General features: G+C 44.6%; 20 protein-coding genes and 1 pseudogene. 17 read left to right on the forward strand and 4 right to left on the reverse strand.

Translation table 11 applies throughout. From position 1 onward, the window contains the following. Window positions 1–304: 304 nt before the first annotated feature. Genes INE92_RS17335 through INE92_RS17355 form a run of 5 tightly spaced genes read left to right on the forward strand, consistent with a single transcriptional unit; the run spans window position 305 to window position 3,799 of the window. Window positions 305–592: a helix-turn-helix domain-containing protein gene (locus INE92_RS17335; protein WP_233476884.1), complete on the forward strand. Its 288-nt coding sequence runs from the start codon at window positions 305–307 to the stop codon at window positions 590–592. Continuing rightward, complete coding sequence (locus INE92_RS17340) at window positions 583–1,866, forward strand: DNA methyltransferase (RefSeq protein ID WP_211421201.1); 1,284 nt, start codon at window positions 583–585, stop codon at window positions 1,864–1,866. Before INE92_RS17335 ends, INE92_RS17340 begins: the two co-directional genes overlap by 10 nt. 4 nt (window positions 1,867–1,870) lie before the next feature. Further along, on the forward strand, window positions 1,871–2,551 hold the full coding sequence (locus INE92_RS17345) for an MjaI family restriction endonuclease (protein WP_233476885.1): 681 nt from the start codon (window positions 1,871–1,873) through the stop codon (window positions 2,549–2,551). A 7-nt stretch (window positions 2,552–2,558) separates the two neighbouring features. Then, window positions 2,559–3,584, forward strand: coding sequence for an SDH family Clp fold serine proteinase (locus INE92_RS17350; protein ID WP_211421202.1), 1,026 nt, complete (start codon window positions 2,559–2,561; stop codon window positions 3,582–3,584). Next, on the forward strand, window positions 3,581–3,799 hold the full coding sequence (locus INE92_RS17355) for a hypothetical protein (RefSeq protein WP_211421203.1): 219 nt from the start codon (window positions 3,581–3,583) through the stop codon (window positions 3,797–3,799). The genes INE92_RS17350 and INE92_RS17355 overlap by 4 nt, the downstream gene beginning before the upstream one ends. A 749-nt stretch (window positions 3,800–4,548) precedes the next feature. Here the strand turns inward: INE92_RS17355 and INE92_RS17360 are convergent. Beyond that, entirely contained in the window at window positions 4,549–5,682 is a 1,134-nt protein-coding gene (locus tag INE92_RS17360) for a site-specific integrase (RefSeq protein ID WP_022063873.1), read from the reverse strand. Window positions 5,683–6,080: 398 nt separating this feature from the next. Here INE92_RS17360 and INE92_RS17365 point away from each other — a divergent pair, with 398 nt between their 5' ends. Then, the gene (locus INE92_RS17365; RefSeq protein WP_004311882.1) at window positions 6,081–6,488 is read left to right on the forward strand and encodes a deaminase; all 408 of its coding nucleotides are present in this window, start codon (window positions 6,081–6,083) and stop codon (window positions 6,486–6,488) included. A gap of 34 nt (window positions 6,489–6,522) precedes the next feature. Here the strand turns inward: INE92_RS17365 and INE92_RS17370 are convergent, their stop codons facing one another. The 3 genes from INE92_RS17370 to INE92_RS17380 all read right to left on the reverse strand — a co-directional run bounded on the left by INE92_RS17370 (window position 6,523) and on the right by INE92_RS17380 (window position 9,661). After that, entirely contained in the window at window positions 6,523–6,741 is a 219-nt protein-coding gene (locus tag INE92_RS17370; RefSeq protein ID WP_004318621.1) for a hypothetical protein, read from the reverse strand. A gap of 11 nt (window positions 6,742–6,752) precedes the next feature. Then, window positions 6,753–8,645, reverse strand: coding sequence for a type IA DNA topoisomerase (locus tag INE92_RS17375; RefSeq protein WP_212702070.1), 1,893 nt, complete (start codon window positions 8,643–8,645; stop codon window positions 6,753–6,755). 209 nt (window positions 8,646–8,854) lie between these two features. Next, complete coding sequence (locus INE92_RS17380; protein ID WP_203462413.1) at window positions 8,855–9,661, reverse strand: DUF4099 domain-containing protein; 807 nt, start codon at window positions 9,659–9,661, stop codon at window positions 8,855–8,857. A gap of 244 nt (window positions 9,662–9,905) precedes the next feature. On the opposite strand from INE92_RS17380, the gene INE92_RS17385 reads away from it, so the two are divergent. The 11 genes and pseudogenes from INE92_RS17385 to INE92_RS17430 all read left to right on the forward strand — a co-directional run bounded on the left by INE92_RS17385 (window position 9,906) and on the right by INE92_RS17430 (window position 24,279). Further along, window positions 9,906–10,544, forward strand: a complete 639-nt coding sequence (locus INE92_RS17385) for a M23 family metallopeptidase (protein WP_195436741.1) — start codon at window positions 9,906–9,908, stop codon at window positions 10,542–10,544. Window positions 10,545–10,758: 214 nt separating this feature from the next. Continuing rightward, window positions 10,759–11,652 (forward strand): Abi family protein, encoded by an 894-nt coding sequence (locus INE92_RS17390; protein WP_195436742.1) that lies wholly within the window; start codon window positions 10,759–10,761, stop codon window positions 11,650–11,652. Window positions 11,653–11,761: 109 nt separating this feature from the next. Next, window positions 11,762–12,895 carry a P-loop NTPase family protein gene (locus tag INE92_RS17395; RefSeq protein WP_195436743.1) on the forward strand — a complete coding sequence of 378 codons (1,134 nt, stop codon included), beginning with the start codon at window positions 11,762–11,764 and terminating at the stop codon, window positions 12,893–12,895. Between the two features lie 46 nt (window positions 12,896–12,941). Then, window positions 12,942–13,327 (forward strand): annotated as a pseudogene (locus INE92_RS27280) (ISAon1 family transposase N-terminal region protein). After that, complete coding sequence (locus INE92_RS17400) at window positions 13,293–14,285, forward strand: ISAon1 family transposase (RefSeq protein WP_195436744.1); 993 nt, start codon at window positions 13,293–13,295, stop codon at window positions 14,283–14,285. Before INE92_RS27280 ends, INE92_RS17400 begins: the two are co-directional and overlap by 35 nt. Window positions 14,286–14,683: 398 nt before the next feature. Beyond that, on the forward strand, window positions 14,684–15,238 hold the full coding sequence (locus INE92_RS17405; protein WP_195436745.1) for an RNA polymerase sigma factor: 555 nt from the start codon (window positions 14,684–14,686) through the stop codon (window positions 15,236–15,238). A gap of 112 nt (window positions 15,239–15,350) precedes the next feature. Continuing rightward, the gene (locus INE92_RS17410) at window positions 15,351–16,544 is read left to right on the forward strand and encodes a FecR family protein (protein WP_195436746.1); all 1,194 of its coding nucleotides are present in this window, start codon (window positions 15,351–15,353) and stop codon (window positions 16,542–16,544) included. Between the two features lie 147 nt (window positions 16,545–16,691). Then, complete coding sequence (locus INE92_RS17415) at window positions 16,692–20,102, forward strand: TonB-dependent receptor (protein ID WP_211421204.1); 3,411 nt, start codon at window positions 16,692–16,694, stop codon at window positions 20,100–20,102. Between the two features lie 11 nt (window positions 20,103–20,113). Continuing rightward, window positions 20,114–22,117: a RagB/SusD family nutrient uptake outer membrane protein gene (locus tag INE92_RS17420; RefSeq protein WP_195436748.1), complete on the forward strand. Its 2,004-nt coding sequence runs from the start codon at window positions 20,114–20,116 to the stop codon at window positions 22,115–22,117. Window positions 22,118–22,136: 19 nt separating this feature from the next. Next, window positions 22,137–22,697 carry a hypothetical protein gene (locus tag INE92_RS17425; RefSeq protein WP_195436749.1) on the forward strand — a complete coding sequence of 187 codons (561 nt, stop codon included), beginning with the start codon at window positions 22,137–22,139 and terminating at the stop codon, window positions 22,695–22,697. A 40-nt stretch (window positions 22,698–22,737) separates the two neighbouring features. After that, entirely contained in the window at window positions 22,738–24,279 is a 1,542-nt protein-coding gene (locus INE92_RS17430; RefSeq protein ID WP_195436750.1) for a glycoside hydrolase family protein, read from the forward strand. The last annotated feature ends 10 nt before the right edge of the window (window positions 24,280–24,289 follow it).

The raw sequence follows: 24,289 nt of genomic DNA on the forward strand, positions 1-24,289 counted from the left end.
GCATATGGAAAGGCAAATATGCCTACCTAAATTTAGTTTACTTTGTTTAGCATATATATAGGCTAATGTACTAAACTAAACCGAATTTTCACCTCTTCTTGCACTTTCTTCACATAACAGCGCAGTTAAAAAGAATACGAAACAACATCGTATTTTTCTCTTTTGGCTGCAATATCAATTTCGACATAAGATTGTGTCATTCAATAAAAAATCGTGAGATCGTTAAAAACAGAGGTTTTTTATTATGCACGAATCAAATAAAAGCAGTACATTTGTCAAAGAATGACAAATAACGAAACATAAAATGCTATTTGCTCAAAGAATAAAAGAGGCTCGAATTAAAAATGGATTGCTACAAAAAGAATTAGCAATAGCTCTAAACATAGATATACCTATGTATAGCCGAATCGAACGTGGAGATCGATTCGCTAAAAGAGAACAAGTAATTCATCTTTCCTCTATATTGAATATTGAGCGAGATGAATTACTAAGCCTTTGGATTGCAGATAGAGTAAACGCAGTTATAGGAGAAGATAAAAACATTGCTGATAAAGCTTTGAAAATAATAGTGGATGATAGAATATGGAAATAAAAACAACGCATACGCTTATTAATGGTGATAGTCGGAATCTATCTTTGATACCGGATAAATCCGTTCATTTGATAATTACATCGCCACCGTATTGGCAATTAAAAGATTATGGAACCGATAGTCAAATCGGATTCCATGATAGTTACGAGAGTTATATCAATAATTTGAACACCGTATGGTCGGAATGCAATCGTATATTGCATGACGGTTGCCGTTTGTGTGTAAATATCGGGGATCAATTCGCTCGCTCCGTTTATTACGGACGCTATAAAGTAATACCTATAAGAACAGAAATCATTCGTTTTTGCGAGTCGCTCGGAATGGATTATATGGGAGCGATTATATGGCAAAAGCAGACCACAATGAACACGACCGGTGGAGGAGCGGTTATGGGAAGTTTCCCATATCCTCGGAACGGTATTCTGAAAATCGATTATGAATTCATTCTGATATTCAAAAAGCAAGGCAAAGCACCAGTTCCCACTGCCGAACAAAAAAAATGTTCGGCAATGACGAAAGAGGAGTGGAATACCTTTTTCGCCTCCCATTGGAATTTTGGCGGAGCAAAACAAGATGGGCATATTGCTGTCTTTCCTGAAGAATTGCCGCACCGTTTAATCAAAATGTTCTCTTTTGCTGGAGAAACGGTATTCGATCCATTCATGGGTAGCGGAACTACGGCTTTGGCAGCGCGTAATCTGCAACGTAATTCTATCGGGTATGAAATAAATCCCGATTATAAAAAATACTATGAGGAAAAGGTCGCTTCATCCTTTTCGTTCGGCAATGTAGAATATAGATACAGCAACGATATATCTGTTTTCGACATTGACGAAAAGATGAAAACTTTGCCTTATATATTCAGTGACCCGCACAAAATGGAAAGCAAAATCGAGATTAAGAAATTGCAATTCGGTTCACGGATAGATAAAGACAAGAAAGAACGGGAAGAGTATTTTTCTGTAAAAACGATCTTGTCACCAAATACTATTGTATTGAACAATGGACTTACCATACGACTGCTCGGAATCAAAGAAAAGCCGTCTGTCAATGGTAATGCGACAAAATTTCTTGTGGAAAAGACAAAAGGCAGGAAGGTCTTTTTGCGTTACGATGCCATAAAGTATGATGATAAAGACTTGTTGTTGTGTTACTTATACTTGGATAACAAGACTTTTATAAATGCACATATGCTGAAAAATGGTTTGGCAGACGTGGACTATTCTTTTGATTTCAAATATAAAAACAAATTCGAGAAACTGATAACCCTATAATGTTATGGATAGATATTCAATGAATTTCGGGAAAAAGGAACGAGTTCTGAACTATGCTTGCCAAACTTATCAATTATCCCGTCCTAATAAAGTCGGTGCAGTTATGGCTCTTATACGTGATTGCCAACCATCCTCTTTCGAAGAGTGGCAATCATGGTATTTCGATAACGCCCATACAGCAGGTAAGAACCCGACAAAAATAACGGTAGAAAGTTTGAAAGAATTAGGAGAACGGCTATATGCTAAAATTACAGAAGTCGTTATACCCGAATGGGAATCCGCTTTTCGAGAGTTGACTGAACAAGATTGTATCGATTATATTTATAATCTTACCATAAATCGTACTTACGACGGTTATTTACGAGAAAAGTCCGTTATCAATGATGGTTTAGCCAAAATATTTTCCGACATAACTTTTGAAGAAAGCGATCCTGAATTGGATCATGCCGGAGATATCGACTATATTGCAAAAGTCGGAGATAAAGCGATAGGCATACAAATCAAGCCGATAACTGCAAGTGCCAATTTCGGAAGTTATTCTCTAACGGAACGGATGAAAGCGAGTTTCGAATCATTCAAAGAGCAATATGGCGGAAATGTATTTATAGTATTTAGTTTGGATGGAGAAATAGCCAATAAAGAAGTAATAGAACAAATCAAATTAGAAATAAATCGATTATCATAATAAACTCATGAATCCAATAGGTATAAAAATATCTAATTCGTTATTAGATGTAATGCAAGACGGCAGAGAATTTGAGAGTCTGCTTGGTTATCAATACAATAATTTGGATGTTCTCAGAGAAATCAGACGTAGTATATCTGAAATATATGCTGTTAGAAATAATCCTGTTGTATGTTATGTTACAAATGTAGTTCAAGGCAATATAAACAATTCAATCGATGGAACAGATGATCTTCCTTTTAATGAGATGATATCGTCGGTTCCTGCTGATGCAAAAGAAATAGATATAGTATTGGTTACTCCTGGAGGGTCTGCAAATCAGGTCAATAGTTTTGTTAACGTACAACGACCTCGCTTTGAAAAAGTGAATTTTATCGTTCTAAATATGGCGATGAGTGCAGGTACAATCTTAATTATGTCAGGAGATGAAATTATCATGTCTGCTCAATCAAAATTTGGTCCTATAGATCCTCAAATTCCGAATAAGGAAGGTCGATTTATTCCTGCACAGTCAATATTGGTAGCATTAGAAGGAATTCGTATTAGAGGAGAAGAAAAACTCAAACAAAATCAGCAACCGGATTGGACGGATATTCAGTTACTGAGAAATATGGATGCGCGAGATATTGGATTAGCGCAAAGTGCAAGCAAGTATTCAATCGATATGGTTAAAGACTTTCTTGTTAAATTCAAGTTCAAAGCATGGAATACTCATTCTTCAACAAATACACCTGTTACAAACGATGAAAAAATAAAAAGAGCTAATGAAATAGCTAATCTTTTATGTAGTCATAGCAACTGGAAAAGCCATGGTCATGCTATTAATAGGGATGTTGCTTGGAATGTCTGTAAACTTAAAATTACCCATTCAGAGTCAATTGATGGGCTGGATAAAGCTATGCGACGAATGTGGGCAATGTTTTATTGGATATTTGAAAATACAGGAATTGTTAAAATATTTGTTTCCAACAACTATTGTGTCATAAGAAATGCAGCTCCCATTAATATTCCATTAACTCCTCAAAGAAGATGAAATCGTTAAATAGTACATTAAAAGAGGCGGGGTTCTCCGAGAAGTTTATAGATGCAATTAATAATGCAGACTTCCCGGCAAACCAATACAAAGAAATTGAAAACACAAGCTTTCAATCACATGAAAATATGTTCCAAAGTTCAACAACATTAGAAATTAAGGAATCAAATAATATGTCTGCTAATTATTTCGCCATAGACATAGCCTCAGAGTAAGCATCTTATATTATACTTAATTATTGATGCTCATTATCAGACTTCTGTATGCGAAAGAGGTCAGTCCCAAGTGTCTTGGGGCTGATTTTATTTTGCCATTATATAATACTACATGAACTTATCCATGTGCCACGAAATTTATTTCGGGGGAGCCTAATACCCCAACCGCCTTACTGCGTCGGGAGGATTGCCATACAATCTGCAAGCAGAAATTGTAAGATTGTCCAATGTAATTCTAAAAAAGATCACAAATAATCTGCCAAAATGACACTATTATGCCATAAATATGGCTATTTTGTGCCAAATACATGATTGGCATTTTTATTGTCCTTATTTTTTAAACTTAAAATTAATAGACATGGGAATTAAGCCAGGACCAAAAAGGATTGCAAAATCCACAGGGAAACCAGACAGACGTCAAAGAGACAACAAGCAGACACCAGGGAATACGCCGTCTCTTAAGCCCCATATTCATAAAAAGGGGGATTAAAAAGAATACCGCTGGCATTGTGCTTCAGCGGTGTTTTTTGTCAATATGAAAGTATATATTTGATTTGGAAGTTTTATAAACTTCGCTATCGTTATACACCTATGCGCTTTCTTTTCAGTTGTTTTTACGAAACGGTTTACTTTAGTTTTCTTGCCCTATATATAGAGAAATACTAAACTAAACAGAATTATATATGCCCGCGCGGGAATAAACTGCACCAGCAAAAAACATCGGGCAACCCTAAAATTCGGCAGCTGCTTTAGTCGAACAATCCGTTTACTAAATTGACCGCATCATCCTTTTTCTGGTTGATGATTTTGGCATACACCTGCGTCATCTTGACATCTGCATGGCCGAGTAATTTCGAGGTCGTGTAGAGGTCTGCACCGAGCGTCAGCATCATCGTCGCAAACGTGTGCCGACTGGTGTGGAACGAAAACCGCTTATCTATTCCAGCCGCTTTCGCCCAAGGTTTGAGAAGCGTGTTTATCATCGTTGGGCTCGGCAAATCGAATACATGATCTTCCGATGTCTTCTCTCCACGTTCCGGCATCCACTTCAACGCTTCAGGGGAAAGAGGTAGATAAATCGGCTCTTTGGTCTTTTGCATGGATACGGCCAAACGGTATTGTCCTCTATCGACAAACACGTCTTTCCACTTCAAACTGATAATATCGCTTATCCGCAGTCCGCAGAAGCAGGAGAACAAATAAGCCTGTTTTACGGCTTCGTTTTTCATCGGAGTACCAATCAATGCCCGAACCTCTTCTATGGTCATATAAGACCGCTTACTTTCCGGCAGACGGATTTTATCCGAATTGTTGATTTTGGTAAAAGGATTGACTTTTATAATTTCCGCTCGTACGGCTGCATTCAAAGCTCCGTTCAAGATACGGTAGTAGGTGTGAAGCGTAAAGTTAGATACCCGTTTCCCTTTGGGGCGATACTCCGTCAGCAAGTAGTCGATATACTCTTGGCAGAACGCCTTGTCAATTTGATCCATTGTCATACGTTCTCCGGCATAATCTTTCAGTATGCGGATAGTAACTTGGATTTGGTTTCCATCTTTTTTTCCTCGCTTTGCCTGATTCTCTTTGTAGGTTTCCATCCAGTCCAGAAGAAAAACCTTTTCACGGGTTTCGATACCCGCTTCTCCGTTGGTCAGTTGGATAATGCGCTTCGACTTGATAGCATTGGCGGCAGCCATTGTCGTTTCGTTCTGTCTACGGGCATTGTGATCCGTTTCTGGAATAAGATACATCTTCAGATATTCATACGTCCGTTTGCCGTCGCGGTATATATCCAGATACAGGCTTTTGTTTCCATTGGCCAACTCTTTCATCCGAAGACGGATAGGTTCTTTGACTTTTGCGGGCTTCTTTACTCGTGGCATAATTCCTCCTTGCTTTACTCGTTATTTCTGCCACAAAGGTAGAAAGAATAATCCGAATTAAGGAACAAATAAGAAACAAAAATGTACCGAAAAAGAGCCAAGCAACAATAATCAAGTAAAACAAGAGAAGATGCAGATATAGCTTAATTGCTTATTATACAGCATATTTATTTTCATTTGATTGACTTTTGTTTTCCTCCATAATTTATACTTTATAAATCTGGTAAATTTCAATGAATAGAGGCTTTTTGTGTATTGCTTATGCTATGCTTTGTCATAGCGTGGCTTACACAGCTACTATTCATAGGTTTACCAGAACCTCCGTCTTGGAGTTGGGTAAGGCCACGCTTTCTCAAATACTTCTGCCGAATAATATTTATAGGTTAAATATTATACTTATGGCAAAACTCCAATTACTTGCAATCACTACTCTTGACGGATACCTCTTCGACAGGACTGTTTCTTCCCCTTTGTGGGATAATCCGAACAAATATGGCCTCACCAAAATACGGGAACGTGCTACACAGACTCTCGGGCCGGATGTATCTTTCATCTCATTGACACAATGGAAAAAGAAAAATGAAGGTATTTATTTCATAGAAGCGGCTCCGGATACAATTTCCGTTATAAGCAGCATGTTCAGATACTGGTTGGTGGATGAAATCATCCTTTTTGTCGCACCGTATATCCAAGGGGACGGCATACGTCTGTTTACAGAAATTCCCGGTCCTTCCTCATGGGAAATGACCGGGAACAAATGTTTCAGATCCGGTATTTGCAGGCTGGCCTACAAACGGATTGAATAACCTGCAATTATCTTCTTATCCTGACTGACTTGGTTTAGACAGGCATCTTATATTTCTCCCAATATTTTCTTGCCTTGTCCGGTCCTATCCAGTTCCGTTGGTCATCGATTCCCCTGTCCGAGAGTTGTTTCCTGACCAGCTTCTGGATATCAATCTCCCCTTTGGCTATCTTGATCAGCAGTTCGGAAGCAATCGTATTCAGCATTAAGTCCGGATTCAGTTCATCCGGTATCTCTTCCATTTCTTTTTTCATAAGTCGCTTCTTTATTTTTTAGGTTTATTATCCTTGAAAGTCATCTCAATCCTGTAATTGTCATCCAGCTCGAGTGATGCCTCATACTTCTTTCCTTTCTTGCTGGTAAACTTCAGATATCCGGTACGTTTCCCCGATAGCAGCAGGAGCATCTGATTATCCGTCAGTTCCCTGCCGTTGAACGTTCTAAATAACAGGAACCCACAATTGGGATCGCTGCATTTGGCGACCTTGTTAAAGACGATAATCGTTTCTGCTCCGCATTTGGGGCAGTTACAATGTGGCAAGTCCGGATGGTTAAGTTTCAGGGCAAGCAGTTCCGAGGTGATTTGTTGGGTATAGGAATTGATGCTCTGAGTAAATGTTTCCGTGGAAACTTTGCCGGTTTCGATTTCATGCAAGGCGCATTCCCACCCTCCGGTCATGCTCACGTTGGCGATCATCTTCTCTTTTACAATATCATATACTTCCAGTCCTTTGGGAGTGGGAATCAGTGACCGTCCGTTTCTTTCCACGTAGTGTCTGGCAATGAGCAGTTCGATGATTCCGGCACGTGTAGCCGGTGTACCCAAGCCGGAATCCTCCATTGCCTCTTTTTCCTTTTCATCGTCCAATGTTCTGCCACAACCTTCCATCGCAGCAAGCAGGCTTGCCTCAGTGAATATGGGCTGCGGTTTGGTTTTCTTGACCAATGTATCAATACCGAGCACGGGCAATATTTCGTCTTCCTGAAATTCGGGCAGAAGACTTCCTTCTTCTTTCTCACTGGGTTCGTTATAGATGCCTCTCCACCCCGGAACTTTGATTTGGCTTCCTTTTATCCCGAAAAGAACGCTGTTACAGTCCGCTTGTACGGATACCGTTTCTTTCAGGCATTTGCCGGAGAAAGCCTCCAACATGCGTCCCGCGATCATGGAATAGATATTCTGCTCGTCAAGGGAAAGCCTCTGGGGATAGTTCTCCGTAATGATTAACGCATGATGGTCCGTCATCTTGCTATCGTCCACACAGTGCCGGTTTAAAGGCTGGTTACAGAGGTTTTCCGCATGCCATGTGAAACGGGGATGTTGCTTAAGCAGGCCGATGAGGGAAGGGACTTGTTCGAAGATGTCTTCTGTGATATAGCTACATCCGGTACGGGGATACGAAATGTAGCCTCCTTCATATAATTTTTGAGCAATGTTCAGCGTCTGTTCTGCGGTCAGTCCGAGTTTGGTATTGGCACTTCGTTGCAGGGCGGTCAGGTCATAAAGTAGCGGAGCTTCTTCTGGAACCTCTTTCTTCTCCACTTGCACCACTTTGGCTGTCGTCTCTTCATACACTTTTTTACGGTCCACATCGAGTTTTTCCGGTGTATCATATTTCCCGGTACAGGTTAAGACGAGTTCTTTCCCTGCTTTCGTTGTCCGTAGCTGTAGCAGATAATAGGGTTTGGCTATAAAATCCCTGTTGTCCAGATATCGACGGCAAATCATGCCAAGTGTCGGTGTCTGTACTCTTCCCAGAGAATAGTTACTCTTGCCTGCAGCCATGCTCAAAGACAGGCTGGCATTCATACCGACGACCCAATCTGATTCTCTCCTGGCTTTAGCGGCACGGTACAGGTTGTCAAACTCCTTACTTGATTTGAGGCTATCAAATCCTTCCCGTATCGATTTTTCTGTCATGGAAGATATCCACAAGCGTTTGGTTTCCTTATGATATCCCAGATATTCAAGCACATATCTCATAATTAACTCTCCTTCCCGCCCTGCATCAGTACAGGATATCACTTGATCAGCCTGACCCAACAGTTTACGGATTACTTCCAATTGTTTCAGAGCCGTCGGATCAGCCTTGTATCCATCTTCGGTTTTAATCTGACGGACAACCAGTTTGAACGGGTCGGGAATAATAGGCAGCATCTCCTTTTCCACATGGACAATGCCGTAGTCTTGAGGCAGGGCCAATGCCAACAGATGGCCGTAAGTTCATGTGACGGCATATCCGTTCCCACTCAAGTATCCTTCCTGTTTCTCCGTTACGCCCAGGACCCGGGCAATGCTGCGTGCCACCGAGGGCTTCTCACAAATACAAATTGTTTTCATGTTACTTTCTTTTTTAATATGAATGACTATTTAATTTTTACACTCTTGACCTTTGATTTTTCTTTCCGTACCCTTTTCTTCGGTTCTTTGGGAATGGAGAGCATGTTATTGCGCTTACGCATCTCTTCCCACAGCTCTTCGGTATAGGAGGCTTCGGGAACATAGTCGAGGTTGCCATCTCCGTCGGCAACCCAACATCCGTTCAGACCGAAATTATATTTTCCGAAACCGATGCGCTGTTCCTCACGCCATTTCTTTTCGTCGCCGCGTGTGAGGCGCACGCCTGTCTTTTCATTGAGGTCGATGCCGATGGTATAGAGGTCGTCACCGTCCATGACGGTGATGGGCAGACCTTTCTGCAGGCAGGTAAGCTCCGCATTGGTGAGCTTCATCTCGTTGGCGGCATATTCCAGGTTGCGGCCGATGACGGGTGTAGGCACGTAGATAATCTGGTTGGTGCCTTGGTCTATCTGATGGAAAGCCTGTATCTCTCTCCCTTCGGGGGTAATGACAGAAGCGATGACGGGGCGGTGCTCTCGCAATGCCTTGCGTTCTTCTTCCGTGAAACGGTCAAGTCTGCCAGCCTTGAGCTGCGGATAGAACACCACATCCACACTGCCATCTTCCATGCGGATGAATGCAAACCGGGTACGGGCATGGATTTCCTCTCCGTTTTCGTCAGTGACATGGATGGGGAGCACCGGAGAGCGACGGCCGTCAAGGATGTCCTCGGTAGCTTTCTGTGGCAGGTCTTCGAGCATCTCCTGTGTCAGCCCGAATCTTTCGAGGATGCCGTATGGCAGTTCCTCGCTTTGAAATCTCTGGATCTTCATCTTTGTAATTTTATGGGTTGTCGTTTCCGCAAAATTATACGCGCGGTTCCGAATATGAGTAATCTATGAGTATGATTTAGTTGTGGTTTATGTATATTTAATATAAGTATCAATTATCATACTTGCTTTCATACTCAAGTCAAATAAACACAAGCGTTATAGATTGTTAGAGTATGATATTTTATAAAGCCAAATACATCATACAATATGGTGCTATCTTATATAGGATTGCTACCTTTGCAACATGTTAAGGATATTATTGATTACAACGGGGTTGTGCTGCTGCGTGGCAGTGACGACACAGTTCCACACGGTAACGCCACACACGGCACGTTACAGGATTGAGCGTGTCGCACAGGGAACGGCAGGGAAAACAATGGGAATGACGGAGAAAGAGGCATCATCAGAAACACCGGCCGATACCGCTTCAATACGCAAACAATGGATAGACAGCTACCTGAGCGTGTCTTATCCGCTGAAAGAGATTTTTGTCACGTCGCCATTCGGTGTCAGGACAGACCCGTTCACGAAAAAACGCAAGAAGCACAACGGCCTGGATTTGAGGGCTGACCGTTGCGAGACCTATGCCATGATGCACGGCATTGTGGTGAAGACCGGGCAGGATAAAGTGTCCGGAAAGTATGTCACTGTGCGGCATGGGGACTTCTCAGTCAGCTATTGTCATTTGTCCGAGTGCCGCGTGAAAAGAGGCGACTGTGTGAGACCGGGGGATGTGGTGGGGGTCTGCGGTAGTACGGGACGATCAACCGGACCGCATCTGCACCTGACAGTGCGGATGGGACGGAGGCATATCAATCCGGGGATATTGCTGCAGCATATCAGAGATACACAGCAACAGGCATTGGAAAAGCTTTCGGAATGAAGTCTTTAACGCTCTTTTATTGGCTTTGAGAATCCTTGCGACCCCTTTTTGTCGTTTTGTCGTTTCAAATCAAATCAAATTTCCGACCGTTTTTCGACGAATTTTCCTGAAAATGTTTGCAGGATTGAAATAAAAGCATTATCTTTGCATCGACAATTTCCGCCACGCCTCTTTTCAATGCGTACCAGGGCGGAACTTTTGCTTTTATACACTTATGGATTATACAAAACGACCGTTGGATTATCCCCAGATTCTTCAAATGCTGAAAGACCGAGGGCTAATCATTAGAGATGACAACGATGCTTTAGGGCAGTTGAAAATCATGAGTTATTTCCGTTTGGCGAATTATCTTCGCCCGATGGAACAGGACAAAACTACCCATATATTCAAGCCCAACAGTCATTTCGATAATGCCGTCAATCTTTATTTCTTTGACAAGAAACTGAGGGCATTGCTTTTTACGGCCATACAAAGTTTTGAGATAGCCCTCCGCTCAAAACTCATTCATCATTTCTCGATGGCTTACGGTTCATTCTGGATAATGGATCGAAGCTTGTTTGCCGATAATAAAATCTTTACTGACTGCTCAATCCGTGTCCAGCAAGAAGTTTTCCGCTCAAAGGAAGATTTCATCCAAGAGCATTTTGACAAATACTCTAATCCGATAATCCCACCTGTATGGAAAACGTTGGAAGTGGTTTCTTTCGGTACATTGTCAAAGATATTCTGCAACCTAAAGAACACTAAACTCAAGAAGAAAATTGCGAGGGAATTTAACTTGCCGCAACACGAATATCTTGAGAGTTGGTGTAAATGTGCCGTGGCTCTGCGCAACTGTCTTGCGCATCATTCACGAACATGGAACAGAAGATACCCTTTGAAACCGCAGCTCCCTGGAAAGCTGAAAGGTTACTGGATCAATGCTTCCATAACATTGCCAACCAAACTCTACGCCCAGCTTTGCTGTCTTGCATACCTCCAAGATGCAACCCATCCAGATAATGATTTCAAGCAGCAATTAAAATCATTGTTGCAAGCTCATCCCAATGTTGATGTGACAGCAATGGGATTCCCTACTGGCTGGGAAAACGAACCGCTTTGGAAGTAAGGCAATACCCCCTATATCGCATATGCCCAAATCACAATTCAGAATAATTGCCTTCAGATGTCTCCGACCTGAGAATCCTTTGGGCGGAGAGTCTCATTATGTAAAACGAATGCAACGTTCGTTATCAACGACCGACAGATGGTATAAATTCTACCAGAATATAGAAGTTGATGACGATGGCAGTCAGATCATAATACCAGGTAACTTCACAAATGATGCGATGATTTACGATACGAATAGTTTGAGTATTAGCGTCAGTGCGGTCGTAGGTGAGAATGGTAGCGGAAAGAGTTCAATCCTTGATATGATGGTGAGAGTATTGAACAATATTGCTACGGCTTTAATGGGAGAAAAGCCACAATATGCTGCTGCAGAACATGTGCATTACATTGAGCATGTGTATGGCAGCGTGTTGTTTATTCAGAATAAAGAATTGCGAAGACTGGATGTAAAGGGAAGAGTGGTTGAGGTTATTGGATACAGGAAGGAAGAAATAGAGGAGAACAACAACATTCATTATCGAGCAGAAAGACCTGAAAGGTGGTTGGACGCAAGAAATGGCAATGGAAACGATCTTTTGCCCAGACAAACGAGTCGTTTACACAAGTTGACGGAACTATTCTACACTGTTGTCTGCAATTATTCGTTATATGCTTATAACCCAAATGACTACTGGGAAGAGTTTACCCAAGAGGATCGTATTAAAAAAATCAAGCCAAAAGTAGATTATATCCATTACCCTTATTTGAGATGTTGGTTGACAGGACTATTTCATAAAAACGATGGCTATCAAATGCCTTTAGTCCTGAACCCCATGAGAGATAATAGTATCATTCATGCTCCCAAAGAGAACAATCTTGCTAAAGAGAGAATTTTGTCCATGCTTTTTTACAGAGATGAACGAAATCCTGATGAAATTGACCGTTACCCTTTTAGAATCATCAATCGAGATCATGTAATCGTGGGGTTAGCATTGAATCCACGAACGGATGAGGATACAAGATGGACAAAGGACTGGATGGTAGAAAAAGAGTTATTTGGTAAGCGTAGCCGCCTCTACACAAAATACGAAGAAATCGAGAATGAGATACTGGATTATCTTCAAGATATGGAAGGTATTGATAAGGAGGGCTACAAACATCCGTTGGCTTGTAGATACCTTGTGTACAAAACAATCAAGATTGGTCTGACTTACAAGAAATACAATAAAATCATAAGCAATCTGGGCGCAGTAGATTTTTAATGGGGATAAATTTTTCAGTTAGGTATAAAATTCAGACCTTTGCATCATGACAAAGAACCATCTGGAATTATTGGCACAAATGGTGCTTCCATCAGCGATACTGGACTACTTTTCCATTGTCAGCATAGGACAGACAGCGACAGAGATTCACATCCATCTTGACGAACATGCAAGTGCAGCCCTGATATCAGCTCAAATTTTGAGTCAAAGGGCTTCATGGACGCCGTGAAGGTTACGGACTTCCCAATCCGTGACCACAAGGTCATCCTAGTGATACGCCGCCGCAGGTGGATGGATCTTCGTACAAAGAAGAGTTTCAGCCTTCCCATTGACCTCGACGTTGTCTGTGAAGGAACCCGTTACTCAAAGGAGTTCGGGGCTTTTTTAAAAGAGACGTATGGAAACATCCCCTGTGACCTGCCGTACGCTTGAGGACTACTACCATATAAACCACCGTACTTTCGAGAAACAGTATAAGGAGAAGCTGGGCGGCTTCAGGGACCGGGACCAACTCCCACATGCTGACGAATGGATGTTGTTCCCTGACAACATCGGGCCTCATGTGGCAATAGACGAAACGTCCCTGTCCAACGGTGAACTGTACACCATTGTAACAAACCGTGACCGCCATGGGCGTGACGGCTGTCTCATCGCCGTGGTTGCCGGTACAAAGTCCGAGGATGTGATACGGGTTCTAAAGAAAATAGGAGAGGAAGCGCGTGATGCCGTTGAGGAAGTCACTTTGGATTTGTCCGACTCCATGAGGAAAATCGTCTCGTCAGCCTTCCCGAATGCCAGCCGGGTAATAGACCGGTTCCATATACAGAAACTGGCGTGTGACGCAGTACAGGAAATACGCGTGTCACATCGCTGGGACGCCATCCAGCAGGCCAATGAGGAAATGGAGGAATGCAAGCAGGAAGGGCGGAAGTATGAGCCATACCGGTTTGACAACGGGGACACGCGCCAGGAACTTCCCATCAGGAGCAGGTACCTGCTGTTCAAGTCATCGGACAAATGGACGGAAAGGCAGAAGCAAAGGGCTGAAATACTTTTCAATGAATACCCGGACATAAAGGAAGCCTATGGGCTGTCACACTCGCTCAGGATGATATTTGCCAAGGACACCTTCAAGGATGCTGCGAGGCTCAGCATGGCAAAGTGGTATGACAAGGTTGGCAAGGCTAGGATAAAGGCATTCAATGTCATTGCCACAACGTTCTATGAACACTATGATGACTTATTGAACTTCTACACAAACAGGGCATCCAATGCCGCAGCGGAGTCTTTCAATTCAAAGATAAAACTTTTCAGGGCAAACTTACATGGAGTGGCAGACAAGAAATTCTTCTTGTTCAGAATAGCTAAAATTTATGCGTATCCCCACTAAAAATCTACTGCGCCATTTTCGCCTTTGAACTATACCCTTGAAGACTTTAATGGATATGTACTTTTTGGTTTCTGCAAACATATAAAAAAGGTATTGCTGGGGAAACTTATACCTGTCCATTTAGTGTCGTTTCTTGCTTGGTTTCAGTGTATGCCTTTGCCTCACAACATCAAAAAACTTGCAGAAGTCATCTGCCATACAAGATAATTCCGTAACTTTGCCCTCGGTGAACATAGCGATTATTGTTATAGTGTATTGTAATTCAATGCTATAAAGCTGTAGCAATTCTCCTAATTACCAAGTTTGCAGATAGCTTATTCGTCGAACCCATGTTAAATACACTGTTGGCACTAAGAGTCAAAAACAAACTCACATCAAAACGTTAATCCCCCGAATCAATGAAAAGTGATAAATGTTCCCGCTATAAATGGCTGTACGAAACTTACGAAAACGACCTGTTTTCGTATGGCATGGCCTTTGGCATCGGAAAAGAGGAATTGGAGGATTGCGTCCAGGATGTATTCTTGTATCTCTATGAACATGATTGTCGTTTGTGGGAGAGCGATAACATCAAAGCCTATTTGCTGAAATGCTTGAAAAACCGTATTCTTATAGAAAAGCGGAGAAACATACTTCTGGAGGAGTTTACGGAGGATAAAGTCGAAGATGAATTCACTATTGAAGTCAATGGCTTCGAGCTGATTATGGACGAGAAAGAGCAGATGGAAAAGATTCAACGCCTACAGGAAATGCTCAATGCACTTACACCCCGGCAACGCGAAGCCATATACCTCCGCTATACGCAGGGGCTGAGCTATGAAGAGGTTGGCAGAGTGATGGGCATACAGCCCACAGCGGCGCAGAAACTGGTCTATCGCGCTATCGAAGAAATGAGAAACCGCCATCCTCAAATGCTTTGCTGGCTTTTATTATGCCTCATGCAGCCTACCTGACATCCGAAAGCCTTTCTCTACAGATTTGTTTCATGTTTAACACTATTTTGGATTTGTGATGGGGCTATTTCTATAATCATACTCTCTATGTTGTAGAAACAATGAGGATACCATGAAGCAAAGCGACCCAGTAGAACAATCCGTTGAACGATGGCTGCAAGACGATTCATTCGTTTTGCACTGTCTGATGCCCACACCCCAATCCACAACATTTTGGAAGGAGTATGTAGAGATGCATCCTGATGAACAGGCCGCTCAGGAGGAAGCCCGCCGCATCATCGTTTCAGTCCGCTTCAATTCCGTAAAACGTCTGCCTAAAGAGACAGCTTCCCTATGGAACCGCATAGAGAAGGAAATGGATAGGCGCGATTATTGCCATACACGTCATCGGATGTTGCTTGTTCGCTATGCTGCAGCCTGTATCATCGCTATCGGCATTTTTACGGCAGGTCTCTTATATATGTTCCATACGCCGGATGCGGGTAATTTCACTCAGACAGCCGATTTACAGACACTCGATCTCACACAAAGGGAAGTGATGCTGATAGGCAAGGCCGGGAGACAAGTCCAAATAGAGAACAATGCCCTTATAACTTACGACAGCGTGGTTACAGTCCACGAACAGGGCAAGAGAAAGCGGGTATTACAGGGCGTCAATGCATCGGATAAGCATACCAACACATTGGTTGTACCCTACGGCAGACGTTCATCGCTCGTACTGGCCGATGGGTCGAAAGTTTGGGTTAATGCCGGTAGCATACTCCACGTCCCCTCCTCCTTCGGGGAAAAAGAGCGTCGCATACGCGTGGAAGGAGAAATCTATATCGAAGTGGCAAAAGATGCTTCGAGACCTTTCTATGTAGAGACCTCGCAGATGACAGTCGATGTATTGGGCACGAAGTTCAACGTCTCTGCCTATAAGGATGATGAAGTTCAGTCTGTTGTTCTTGCAGAAGGTAAAGTAAACATCCAAGCCACCGAAAAGGAGAACTGCGTCTTGTCACCGGACCAGCGTTTCCAACTGAGCACATCCGACAGGCATTTCTCGGTGGATGAAGTAGATGCCACTGATTACATTGCATGGAAAGAAGGAATACTTAAGTTCCGTGGCGATACAATGGAGGAGATTACCCACCGTCTGAGCCGTTACTACAATGTACGTATCTCCTGCGATCCGGAAGTAGCAGGGAAGTGCACTGTCGGCAAATTGCTGCTCTTCGATGATATTAAACAAGTAATGAAGACATTTTCCCTACTCTACGGCATCAGTTACAGCATAGAGGAAGGAGAGATTCGGATCCGATAGACAACCTGAGTGTTTAACCTGAAAAACTACGAAGCCTATGAAGTGAAAGACAACGAAATGATTTTCTAACGAACAGTGAAAAATACATTTATTATTAAACCTGTCCCGATTCAACGGGACACTAATGTGAAAAACATTCTTTTTATTATGAATATCAGAAAAACTAATTCCATGAAAAGGAAATGTATGTTTCCAATGTTCCCTTTTCGCCTTGTTTGCATGCTGATCGTGCTCGCCTTGTCAGTTTCATGGATGGAAGCGGAAAACAGATATAGTCCCCTTCCGGAACAAGCGAAGAAAAGAACGATACTGGAACAATTCAAAGAAATAGAGCGTGAAAAAGGCTATGCTTTTATCTACTCGAAAGAAATCCTTCCTGAACTGCAGCGCACGGCAGATGTCGATGTGAAAGGAGAAATCGGCAAAGTGCTTCCATCTCTTTTTGCAGGAACAAGCCTCACCTATCAAATTAACGGGAAACAAATCGTTGTAAAACGTGCAGCCTCCGGGAATCTGCTCAAACTGAAACAGAAGCAGGAGAAAACAAAACGTACGCTGACAGGTCTGGTGTCCGATGGTGATCTCAATGAGCCGCTGGTAGGTGCTGCCGTCAAAGTAAAGGGAACTGATACGGGTGTCATCACCGATATTAACGGGCACTACTCCATCCAGGTTACCAATGACACGCAGCTGGAGTTTTCCTACCTCGGCTATGCCACCCAAACTTTGGCAGTGAACGACCTCGGTGTACTGAACGTGACCATGAAATCGGATAATGAGACCATTGACGAGGTGGTCATTGTAGGTGCCGGTACACAGAAGAAGGTCTCGGTGACAGGTGCCATCGCCACGATGAGGGGAAGCGACATGCGCCTTCCCTCCCCCTCGCTCACATCGAACTTGACCGGCAAACTGGCGGGTGTCATTTCGATAGCCTCCAGCGGTGAGCCGGGAGCCACATCTCAATTTTACATCCGTGGCATCAGCACTTTCGGCGGGCGCAGCACGCCGCTTATCCTGCTTGACGGCGTGGAAATCAGCATTGGCGATTTGGACCGTCTGCCTGCCGAGTCCATCGAATCGTTCTCCATTCTGAAGGATGCCTCTGCTACAGCCATCTATGGTGCGCGGGGTGCCAACGGAGTGATGCTCGTCACCACAAAACAGGGACACGAGAACACGAAAGCCGAAATACGCGTCTCGTTTGAGAACTCGTTCTACAAGCCGGTCAACCAAGTTAAATTTGCCGATGGTGTGACCTATATGGAGCTTTACAACGAAGCCGAACAGTCACGTTATCCCGGCAATCCGCAGAACTATACCGATGACGTGATACGCTATACCCGAGAAGGCGTTAATCCCTACATCTATCCCAATACAGATTGGGTAGACCTCGTTTTTAAGAAGCATAACATGAACCAGCGCATCAATGCCAATGTATCGGGTGGCGGCAGCCGTGCAACCTATTACCTGGGTCTGCAGGCCAACCATACTACGGGATTGATCAACGTACCCAAGCAGGCACCCATCAGCACAAACTATAACCGTTGGGAGTATGTATTCCAGAACAACATCAGTTATAAAGTAACCGATGCCACGAAAGTGGACCTGCGCATCAATGCACAGATAGGACGCCTTAAGGGGCCGGATTCGAACGCACAAAGCGTACTCAACATGATTGAACTTATCAATCCGGTTATCTTTCCGCCCTATTATCCGGCGCAGGAAGGGGATGATCACATCCGGTTCGGAAACATCACCAGCAGTTCGCCGAAGAGCAATCCCTATGCAGTGGTATCGCAAACACTCAGGCAACAGAATTACAGCACCATCAATGCTATTCTGAACCTTGATCAGAAACTCGACTTCCTGACCGAAGGACTCTCGCTGTCTGCTATGGTCAATTTCAAGGCATGGGCCAACAGTTCATCGCGCAAAGGATTCAAACCCTATTATTATGAACCCGTACCGGGCCTTTGGGACGAATCGAATCCCGGTGTCTATGAGCTTCAGATGGTAGGCAGTCCGGGTGACAAATACATTTGGGAAGACAGCAGCCCAACGCGCGAAACGGACAATACTTTCTATTTTGACGGCCGCATCAACTACCGCCGTGTCTTTGGCAACCATACCGTATCGGGTATGCTGATGTACATGATGCGCGAGTATTTCAATGCCGTACTTCCTTACCGCAACCAAGGTTTCTCCGGCCGATTCACCTATGACTACTTTAACAAATACTTGGTTGAGTTCAACTTCGGTTACAATGGTACCGAACGTCTGGCCAAAGGAGAACGCTTCGAGTTTTTCCCAGCCGTCTCCTTAGGATGGGTAGCGAGCAATGAACCGTTTTGGGAACCTATAAGTAACGTAGTAGACTACTTGAAGCTGCGTACTTCCTACGGATTGGTAGGAAGCGACGAGAGCGGCAGCGGAGCAGGACGTTTCCTTTATTTACAGGATGTGGATATGAATGGATACAATTTTACAACAGGCTACGAGAAATTCTCTACCTATAACGGTCCTAAGATAAAATCCATGCGGGTGGAAAATGCGCACTGGGAACGTTCTAAGAAATTCAATGTCGGTATCGATGCCACATTGCTTAACCAAGTGAACCTGACACTGGAATATTTCCACGAGAAGCGTGACCGCATCTTGGTAAAGCGCGGCACTTTTCCTTGGATGGCAGGATATGGGGAATCTATAACCCCTTGGAGCAACATGGGCAAGACCACCAACGAAGGATTCGAAGCCAGCGTAAACTGGAACAAGCAACTGACGCGTGATCTGGCCGTGGATTTCCGGGGCAGTTTCACTTACAACAGAACCATTCTGAATGAGAAGGATGAACCAAACTACCCCTATGTGTGGCGTACAGCCAAAAACAAGCCGTTGCAGAGCACCATGGGCTATGTCTCCCTGGGACTTTTTGAAAGCGACGAGGAGGTGGCCAACAGTCCGGATCAAAGCTATTTGGGCGGACGTGTCCAGGCCGGTGACATCAAGTATCAGGATGTAAACGGAGACGGCGTAATCAACGACAACGACCAGGTGATGATCTCGCCTTACGGCTCCATCCCCCGTATGCAGTTCGGGTTGGGTATGAACATTGTCTACAAGAAATGGGACATTGGTGTCTTCTTTAACGGCACTGCACAACGCACCATCCTGATGACTTCGGGCGGTGACGTGCCGGTGGATATATTCCCTTTCACCACGCCTCAGTCACAGACCTTCTCACAGCTACTACAGTTCGTGGCCGATGACCACTGGTCACTCGAAAACCCGAATCCCGCAGCCAAGTTCCCCCGTCTGGGCATCGTGTACGGTGACTATAAGAACAACCACCAGCCCTCCACCTACTGGAAGCGGAATGGTAATTACTTCCGTTTCAAGACTTTCGAACTCGGCTATACTTTCCCCAATGTCAGGGTCTACTTCAGCGGCGACAACTTGGCCGTTTGGAGTCCGTTCAAGCATTGGGATCCTGCTTTGTGGTGGAACCAATATCCCATGTCCCGCACATTCAATATCGGGGCACAAGTTAAATTCTAAAACGACGCGAAATGAAAAATACATTATCCTTCTATTCCCGGCAGATATGCCGGATATTGCTCGGTTTATCCATCTTACTTTGCTGTTCGTGCAATTACCTGGATGTAGCTCCCCCCGAGAAGCCGACCGTATCCAACGGTTTCGATACGGAAGCCAAAGGATTGGGTTTCCTGCTCTCCTGTTATAGTGGATTAGATGCAGTATACGCTTCCCAAAATGCCCAGCCTGAATTAGGTTTTTCAAAAGCTCCATCGTGGATGACAGACTACAATTGCCAAGCTACCGATGAAACCATCCCCTATTTCGGCTGGCAGACCACTACCCTGCAGATGCTCCAAGGCAATGTAACCCCTTCTATGAAGTGGACATCAGATTGGACAATACCCTATACGATGCTAAAGCAGTGCTATCTTTTCGAGGAAGAATTGGCTAAAGTTACAGCTTCTTGGCTTACACCTGACTTGCGCAATCGGTGGCTTGGAGAGATTGCTTTCTTGAAAGGCTTCTGGCACCTCTATCTGTTGCAATATTATGGTCCCATTCCTATCATGGAGTCTCTGTACGATGCCAATGCATCCGGTTCGGATCTTCCCGGACGCAGCCATTTCGACTATTGTGTGGACCGCATAGCCCAATGGCTGGACGAGGCCGCAGCTGTGCTTCCGGCCAAAATAGACAACACGGAGTGGCGTCGTGCTACCTCCACCATCTGCAAGGCTTTGAAAGCCCGGTTATTCCTTTATGCGGCCTCACCAATCTACAACGGGAGTTTTCCCTATCCTAACTGGCGTAATACCAATTATGAGACGCCTGGTTATGGTAAAGAACTGGTTAGCCGGACGTACGACCCGCAGAAGTGGGATCGTGCCCTCGCGGCTTGCAAGGAAGCTCTTGGATTTGCCTTGAACGAAGGCGGATGTTCGCTCTTCGGGTACAATGCTGCCTCACGCACGCAGGATTTTACCGATATAGACCGTCTGATGAACGCAGAGGGACTGACGCTGGACAAATTGAAGATAGATGATCGGACAGATGAGAACTTTCTGAAAAGCGTGATGTTGATGCGTTATCTGTTGACTACCATTCCATCTGACGGCAACCGGGAATTCCTGTGGCAGATGGGAGACTACATGCAAGGAAGAGAAGTGCTGATAATGCCATACAACATTATCAAAGATTCCAATGGCAGTATGCAAGGAGGTTGGGTAGGCTCGGGAGCCACGCTCTACTCCATCGAGCACTTTTATACCAAAGACGGCAAGCTGCCGGAGTACGATCCTGAATTCACACCCAAAACGGAATATTTCCAATCGGCCGATCTCTCCAATAAGAACATTATCAAGTTGAACCACAACCGCGAACCACGGTTCTATGCCACTTTCTCGTTCGATGGAGACCAGTACAGCCCCATCATTGTCGATGGAGAGCCACTCACGTTGCAAACGCGTGTATCCAGCCTGCATGGCTATGCTCCCAACCGTGGATTGGCACTCGGTGGTTATTATATCAAGAAATGGATTCAACCCGATATACGTTACAAAAAGGCCGATGGCAAAGCCAGCTTCAAACGGCATTTTGCCATTACCCTCCGTCTGGCGGAACTTTACTTGAATTTGGCAGAGTGCTATGCAGCATTGGGACACGATGCAGAGGCGATGGATGCCTTGAACCCGATCCGTATCCGTGCGGGTGTGCCCGAACTGACAGCCCAAATGGTGGCAGAAAGCGGCATGAGCATCACAGAGTGGGTACGCAGCGAGCGTTTTATCGAGTTGTGGGGCGAGATGCACCGCTACTACGACTTGCGCCGTTGGCTCATCGCTCCCCAACGCATGGATGCCACCTCCTTCCAAGGACTGAATGCACAGGTGCCCGATCCCACATTCGAAGAGTTCAATCAGCGCATAACGCTTACCAACCTTGGTGGAAAATGGCATACACGCATGTATTTGCTTCCCATTGCCGAACATGAGGTCTATTCCAATCCCAATTTGGAACAGGCACCCGGATATTAATGATTAAACAGTGAAGAACATGAAAAGAAAAAAGATTTTGCATCGATTGTCGCTATGCGCTTGTTTGATTATGACGCTGCTTATGATCAGTTGCGACGGGTCGCAGTTTGAAATGGAAAACCTCTTTCCCAACGAGTATCATAAGGTACTCAGCCTGAAAGATACGGGCGAGAAATTGCTCACGGTAAGCAGCACCTCGTCGGTTCCCTTGGTGGAAGAGGTGCATGTCTACAAAACGGGCAGTGTGGCCTATTACGAGGCCAAAGCCAAACTGGCTGTGCTTACACAGGCTGAAATGGAAGCAGCCTTGGAACAGGCCGCCAACAACAATTACCGTGTGCTGCCCGCCGAGGCTTACTCTATCGAGGGGAATACGGAGATAGACTTTGCCTCTACCGAAGGATTCAAGCATTTCACTTTCGTATTCTATCCCGAAAAGATATGCGAATTGCCCAAGACATCGGATGACGGACGCAAGATTGTCTATGTAATGCAAATAGAACTGCGATCCGAATCGGATGCCACAGTCAATCCTGATAAGAAGCAGATGCTTTGGATGTTCAGCGGCAACCTTAATTAAAAGTAGAGCCGCAATTAAATAACTCTGTAATAAAAAGACAATGAAACAACTGAAATCTATATTTCTATACACCTTGCTGATGATAAACAGCGTCTTTCTGATTGCATGTGGTGGAAAGGAGGGAGGAACAAAGGACGGGAAAAAGGATGAAGTGTCGGGCGAGTATTACGACTGGCGCAAGACCGGAAAACCCGAGCGTCCCTACATGTATGATTACAACAAACTGGTGATGATGAAAATCGACATGGCTCAGCTCAAGCACGACTCCGACGAGGCGACCAATGTGAGTGCGACTTTCGATGACGCGTTAGAGATGATAAAGTGGGCCGATAAAATTACACGAGGCGTGCAGAAGATTGTGTACCTTGTGGGATGGCAATACAACGGGCATGATACGGGGTATCCGTCATTGGACAAGTTCAACGAGGCTCTGCTGCGTCCCGGAGACAAATCCGTCCGCGATGGTTACTTGTGGCTGGTAAAGGAGGCGAAGAAGTACAACACCGTAGTATCTGTACACGCCATGCTCAACGATGCATGGGGACCGAAGAATATCAACCCTAATAATCCGGATATATATAATGAAAGTGAAAAGGATCATCTGAAGCGCCTCAGCCCCTTGTGGGATACTTACGTAAAGAACGACCTGCTCTGCCGCAATGCCGACGGCAGCCTGCTTCTCGGATGGGTAGGAGACGGTATTGTCTGCTTCAAGAAAGAATGGGAAAAAGGTTACCTGCAAAAACGGATAGACCATGTGACCGAATTTTTGAATCTTACAGAGAGCAAGACCATACACATCGATGCCTTCTTCCCTTACGAAAGCCCTTACCATAAGGTTACGAAAGAAGACAACAACAGAATCATGCGCAAGATATTCCGTTATTGGCGCAATAAGGGCGTGGATGTGACGGCTGAGCTGTATCATGGCAAGACCCCGGGCAACTATTTGCGTACCGATCCCTTCATCGGCCTGCAGCCTGCCGCTTGGTGGAACGACCTCACCGCTCAAGAACGGGCTGAGATACCCTCTTCGCTTGCAGCGGGCGGACGAAGCTCCATCCATGTGAGCAACAAGGGTGCCGAGGATGTAGAATTTCTTTTCGGTTCGAACATGCACGGGGAAAACCGTTTTCCGGGCCGGGGCTGGGACGTTCGGAATACGCCGGACTACAAGGGCTTCATCGAAGACTTCGGTCTGCTGACCATTCCCTACTTGTGGCTCAACACACACATGGTGGTAAAGTATGATGCGACCAACAAACGCGTAGAGTACTCCGGCGGTGTGGTGGCGGACTACAAGACCAAGACCTACAAAGAGAACGGACGCTTGGTGCGTGAGGGTGATGATCTGTTCCTGCCTTTGGTATGGAAGAAGAAAGAACTGGCGGCTTTCTCAAAGAACGGATATACCAATAAAACCTGGACAATGCCTGAAGGATGGAAGAAGGTGAAGAAGGTTCTTGTCGCCCCCATTACCGAGAAAGGACTGGGTACGGACAGAGAAGTGGCTGTAACCAACGGGCAGATAACCCTGTCGGTAGGTGCAGGGCAGCTGCTTTCCATCCGTCCGGCAAAGTAAAATTTAAATA

Source organism: Bacteroides xylanisolvens (assembly GCF_018289135.1).
Lineage (GTDB): Bacteria > Bacteroidota > Bacteroidia > Bacteroidales > Bacteroidaceae > Bacteroides > Bacteroides xylanisolvens.

What these genes read in the sequence shown, in the direction of transcription:
- INE92_RS17365 (WP_004311882.1), top strand. Translation starts at nt 6,081, where the DNA reads ATGGCAAAACTCCAATTACTTGCAATCACTACTCTTGACGGATACCTC.
- INE92_RS17380 (WP_203462413.1), bottom strand. Translation starts at nt 9,661, where the DNA reads ATGAAGATCCAGAGATTTCAAAGCGAGGAACTGCCATACGGCATCCTC.
- INE92_RS17340 (WP_211421201.1), top strand. Translation starts at nt 583, where the DNA reads ATGGAAATAAAAACAACGCATACGCTTATTAATGGTGATAGTCGGAAT.
- INE92_RS17425 (WP_195436749.1), top strand. Translation starts at nt 22,137, where the DNA reads ATGAAAAGAAAAAAGATTTTGCATCGATTGTCGCTATGCGCTTGTTTG.
- INE92_RS17415 (WP_211421204.1), top strand. Translation starts at nt 16,692, where the DNA reads ATGAATATCAGAAAAACTAATTCCATGAAAAGGAAATGTATGTTTCCA.
- INE92_RS17350 (WP_211421202.1), top strand. Translation starts at nt 2,559, where the DNA reads ATGAATCCAATAGGTATAAAAATATCTAATTCGTTATTAGATGTAATG.
- INE92_RS17355 (WP_211421203.1), top strand. Translation starts at nt 3,581, where the DNA reads ATGAAATCGTTAAATAGTACATTAAAAGAGGCGGGGTTCTCCGAGAAG.
- INE92_RS17410 (WP_195436746.1), top strand. Translation starts at nt 15,351, where the DNA reads ATGAAGCAAAGCGACCCAGTAGAACAATCCGTTGAACGATGGCTGCAA.
- INE92_RS17405 (WP_195436745.1), top strand. Translation starts at nt 14,684, where the DNA reads ATGAAAAGTGATAAATGTTCCCGCTATAAATGGCTGTACGAAACTTAC.
- INE92_RS17375 (WP_212702070.1), bottom strand. Translation starts at nt 8,645, where the DNA reads ATGCTGCCTATTATTCCCGACCCGTTCAAACTGGTTGTCCGTCAGATT.
- INE92_RS17395 (WP_195436743.1), top strand. Translation starts at nt 11,762, where the DNA reads ATGCAACGTTCGTTATCAACGACCGACAGATGGTATAAATTCTACCAG.
- INE92_RS17430 (WP_195436750.1), top strand. Translation starts at nt 22,738, where the DNA reads ATGAAACAACTGAAATCTATATTTCTATACACCTTGCTGATGATAAAC.
- INE92_RS17335 (WP_233476884.1), top strand. Translation starts at nt 305, where the DNA reads ATGCTATTTGCTCAAAGAATAAAAGAGGCTCGAATTAAAAATGGATTG.
- INE92_RS17420 (WP_195436748.1), top strand. Translation starts at nt 20,114, where the DNA reads ATGAAAAATACATTATCCTTCTATTCCCGGCAGATATGCCGGATATTG.
- INE92_RS17360 (WP_022063873.1), bottom strand. Translation starts at nt 5,682, where the DNA reads ATGCCACGAGTAAAGAAGCCCGCAAAAGTCAAAGAACCTATCCGTCTT.
- INE92_RS17390 (WP_195436742.1), top strand. Translation starts at nt 10,759, where the DNA reads ATGGATTATACAAAACGACCGTTGGATTATCCCCAGATTCTTCAAATG.
- INE92_RS17400 (WP_195436744.1), top strand. Translation starts at nt 13,293, where the DNA reads ATGGAAACATCCCCTGTGACCTGCCGTACGCTTGAGGACTACTACCAT.
- INE92_RS17385 (WP_195436741.1), top strand. Translation starts at nt 9,906, where the DNA reads ATGTTAAGGATATTATTGATTACAACGGGGTTGTGCTGCTGCGTGGCA.
- INE92_RS17345 (WP_233476885.1), top strand. Translation starts at nt 1,871, where the DNA reads ATGGATAGATATTCAATGAATTTCGGGAAAAAGGAACGAGTTCTGAAC.
- INE92_RS17370 (WP_004318621.1), bottom strand. Translation starts at nt 6,741, where the DNA reads ATGAAAAAAGAAATGGAAGAGATACCGGATGAACTGAATCCGGACTTA.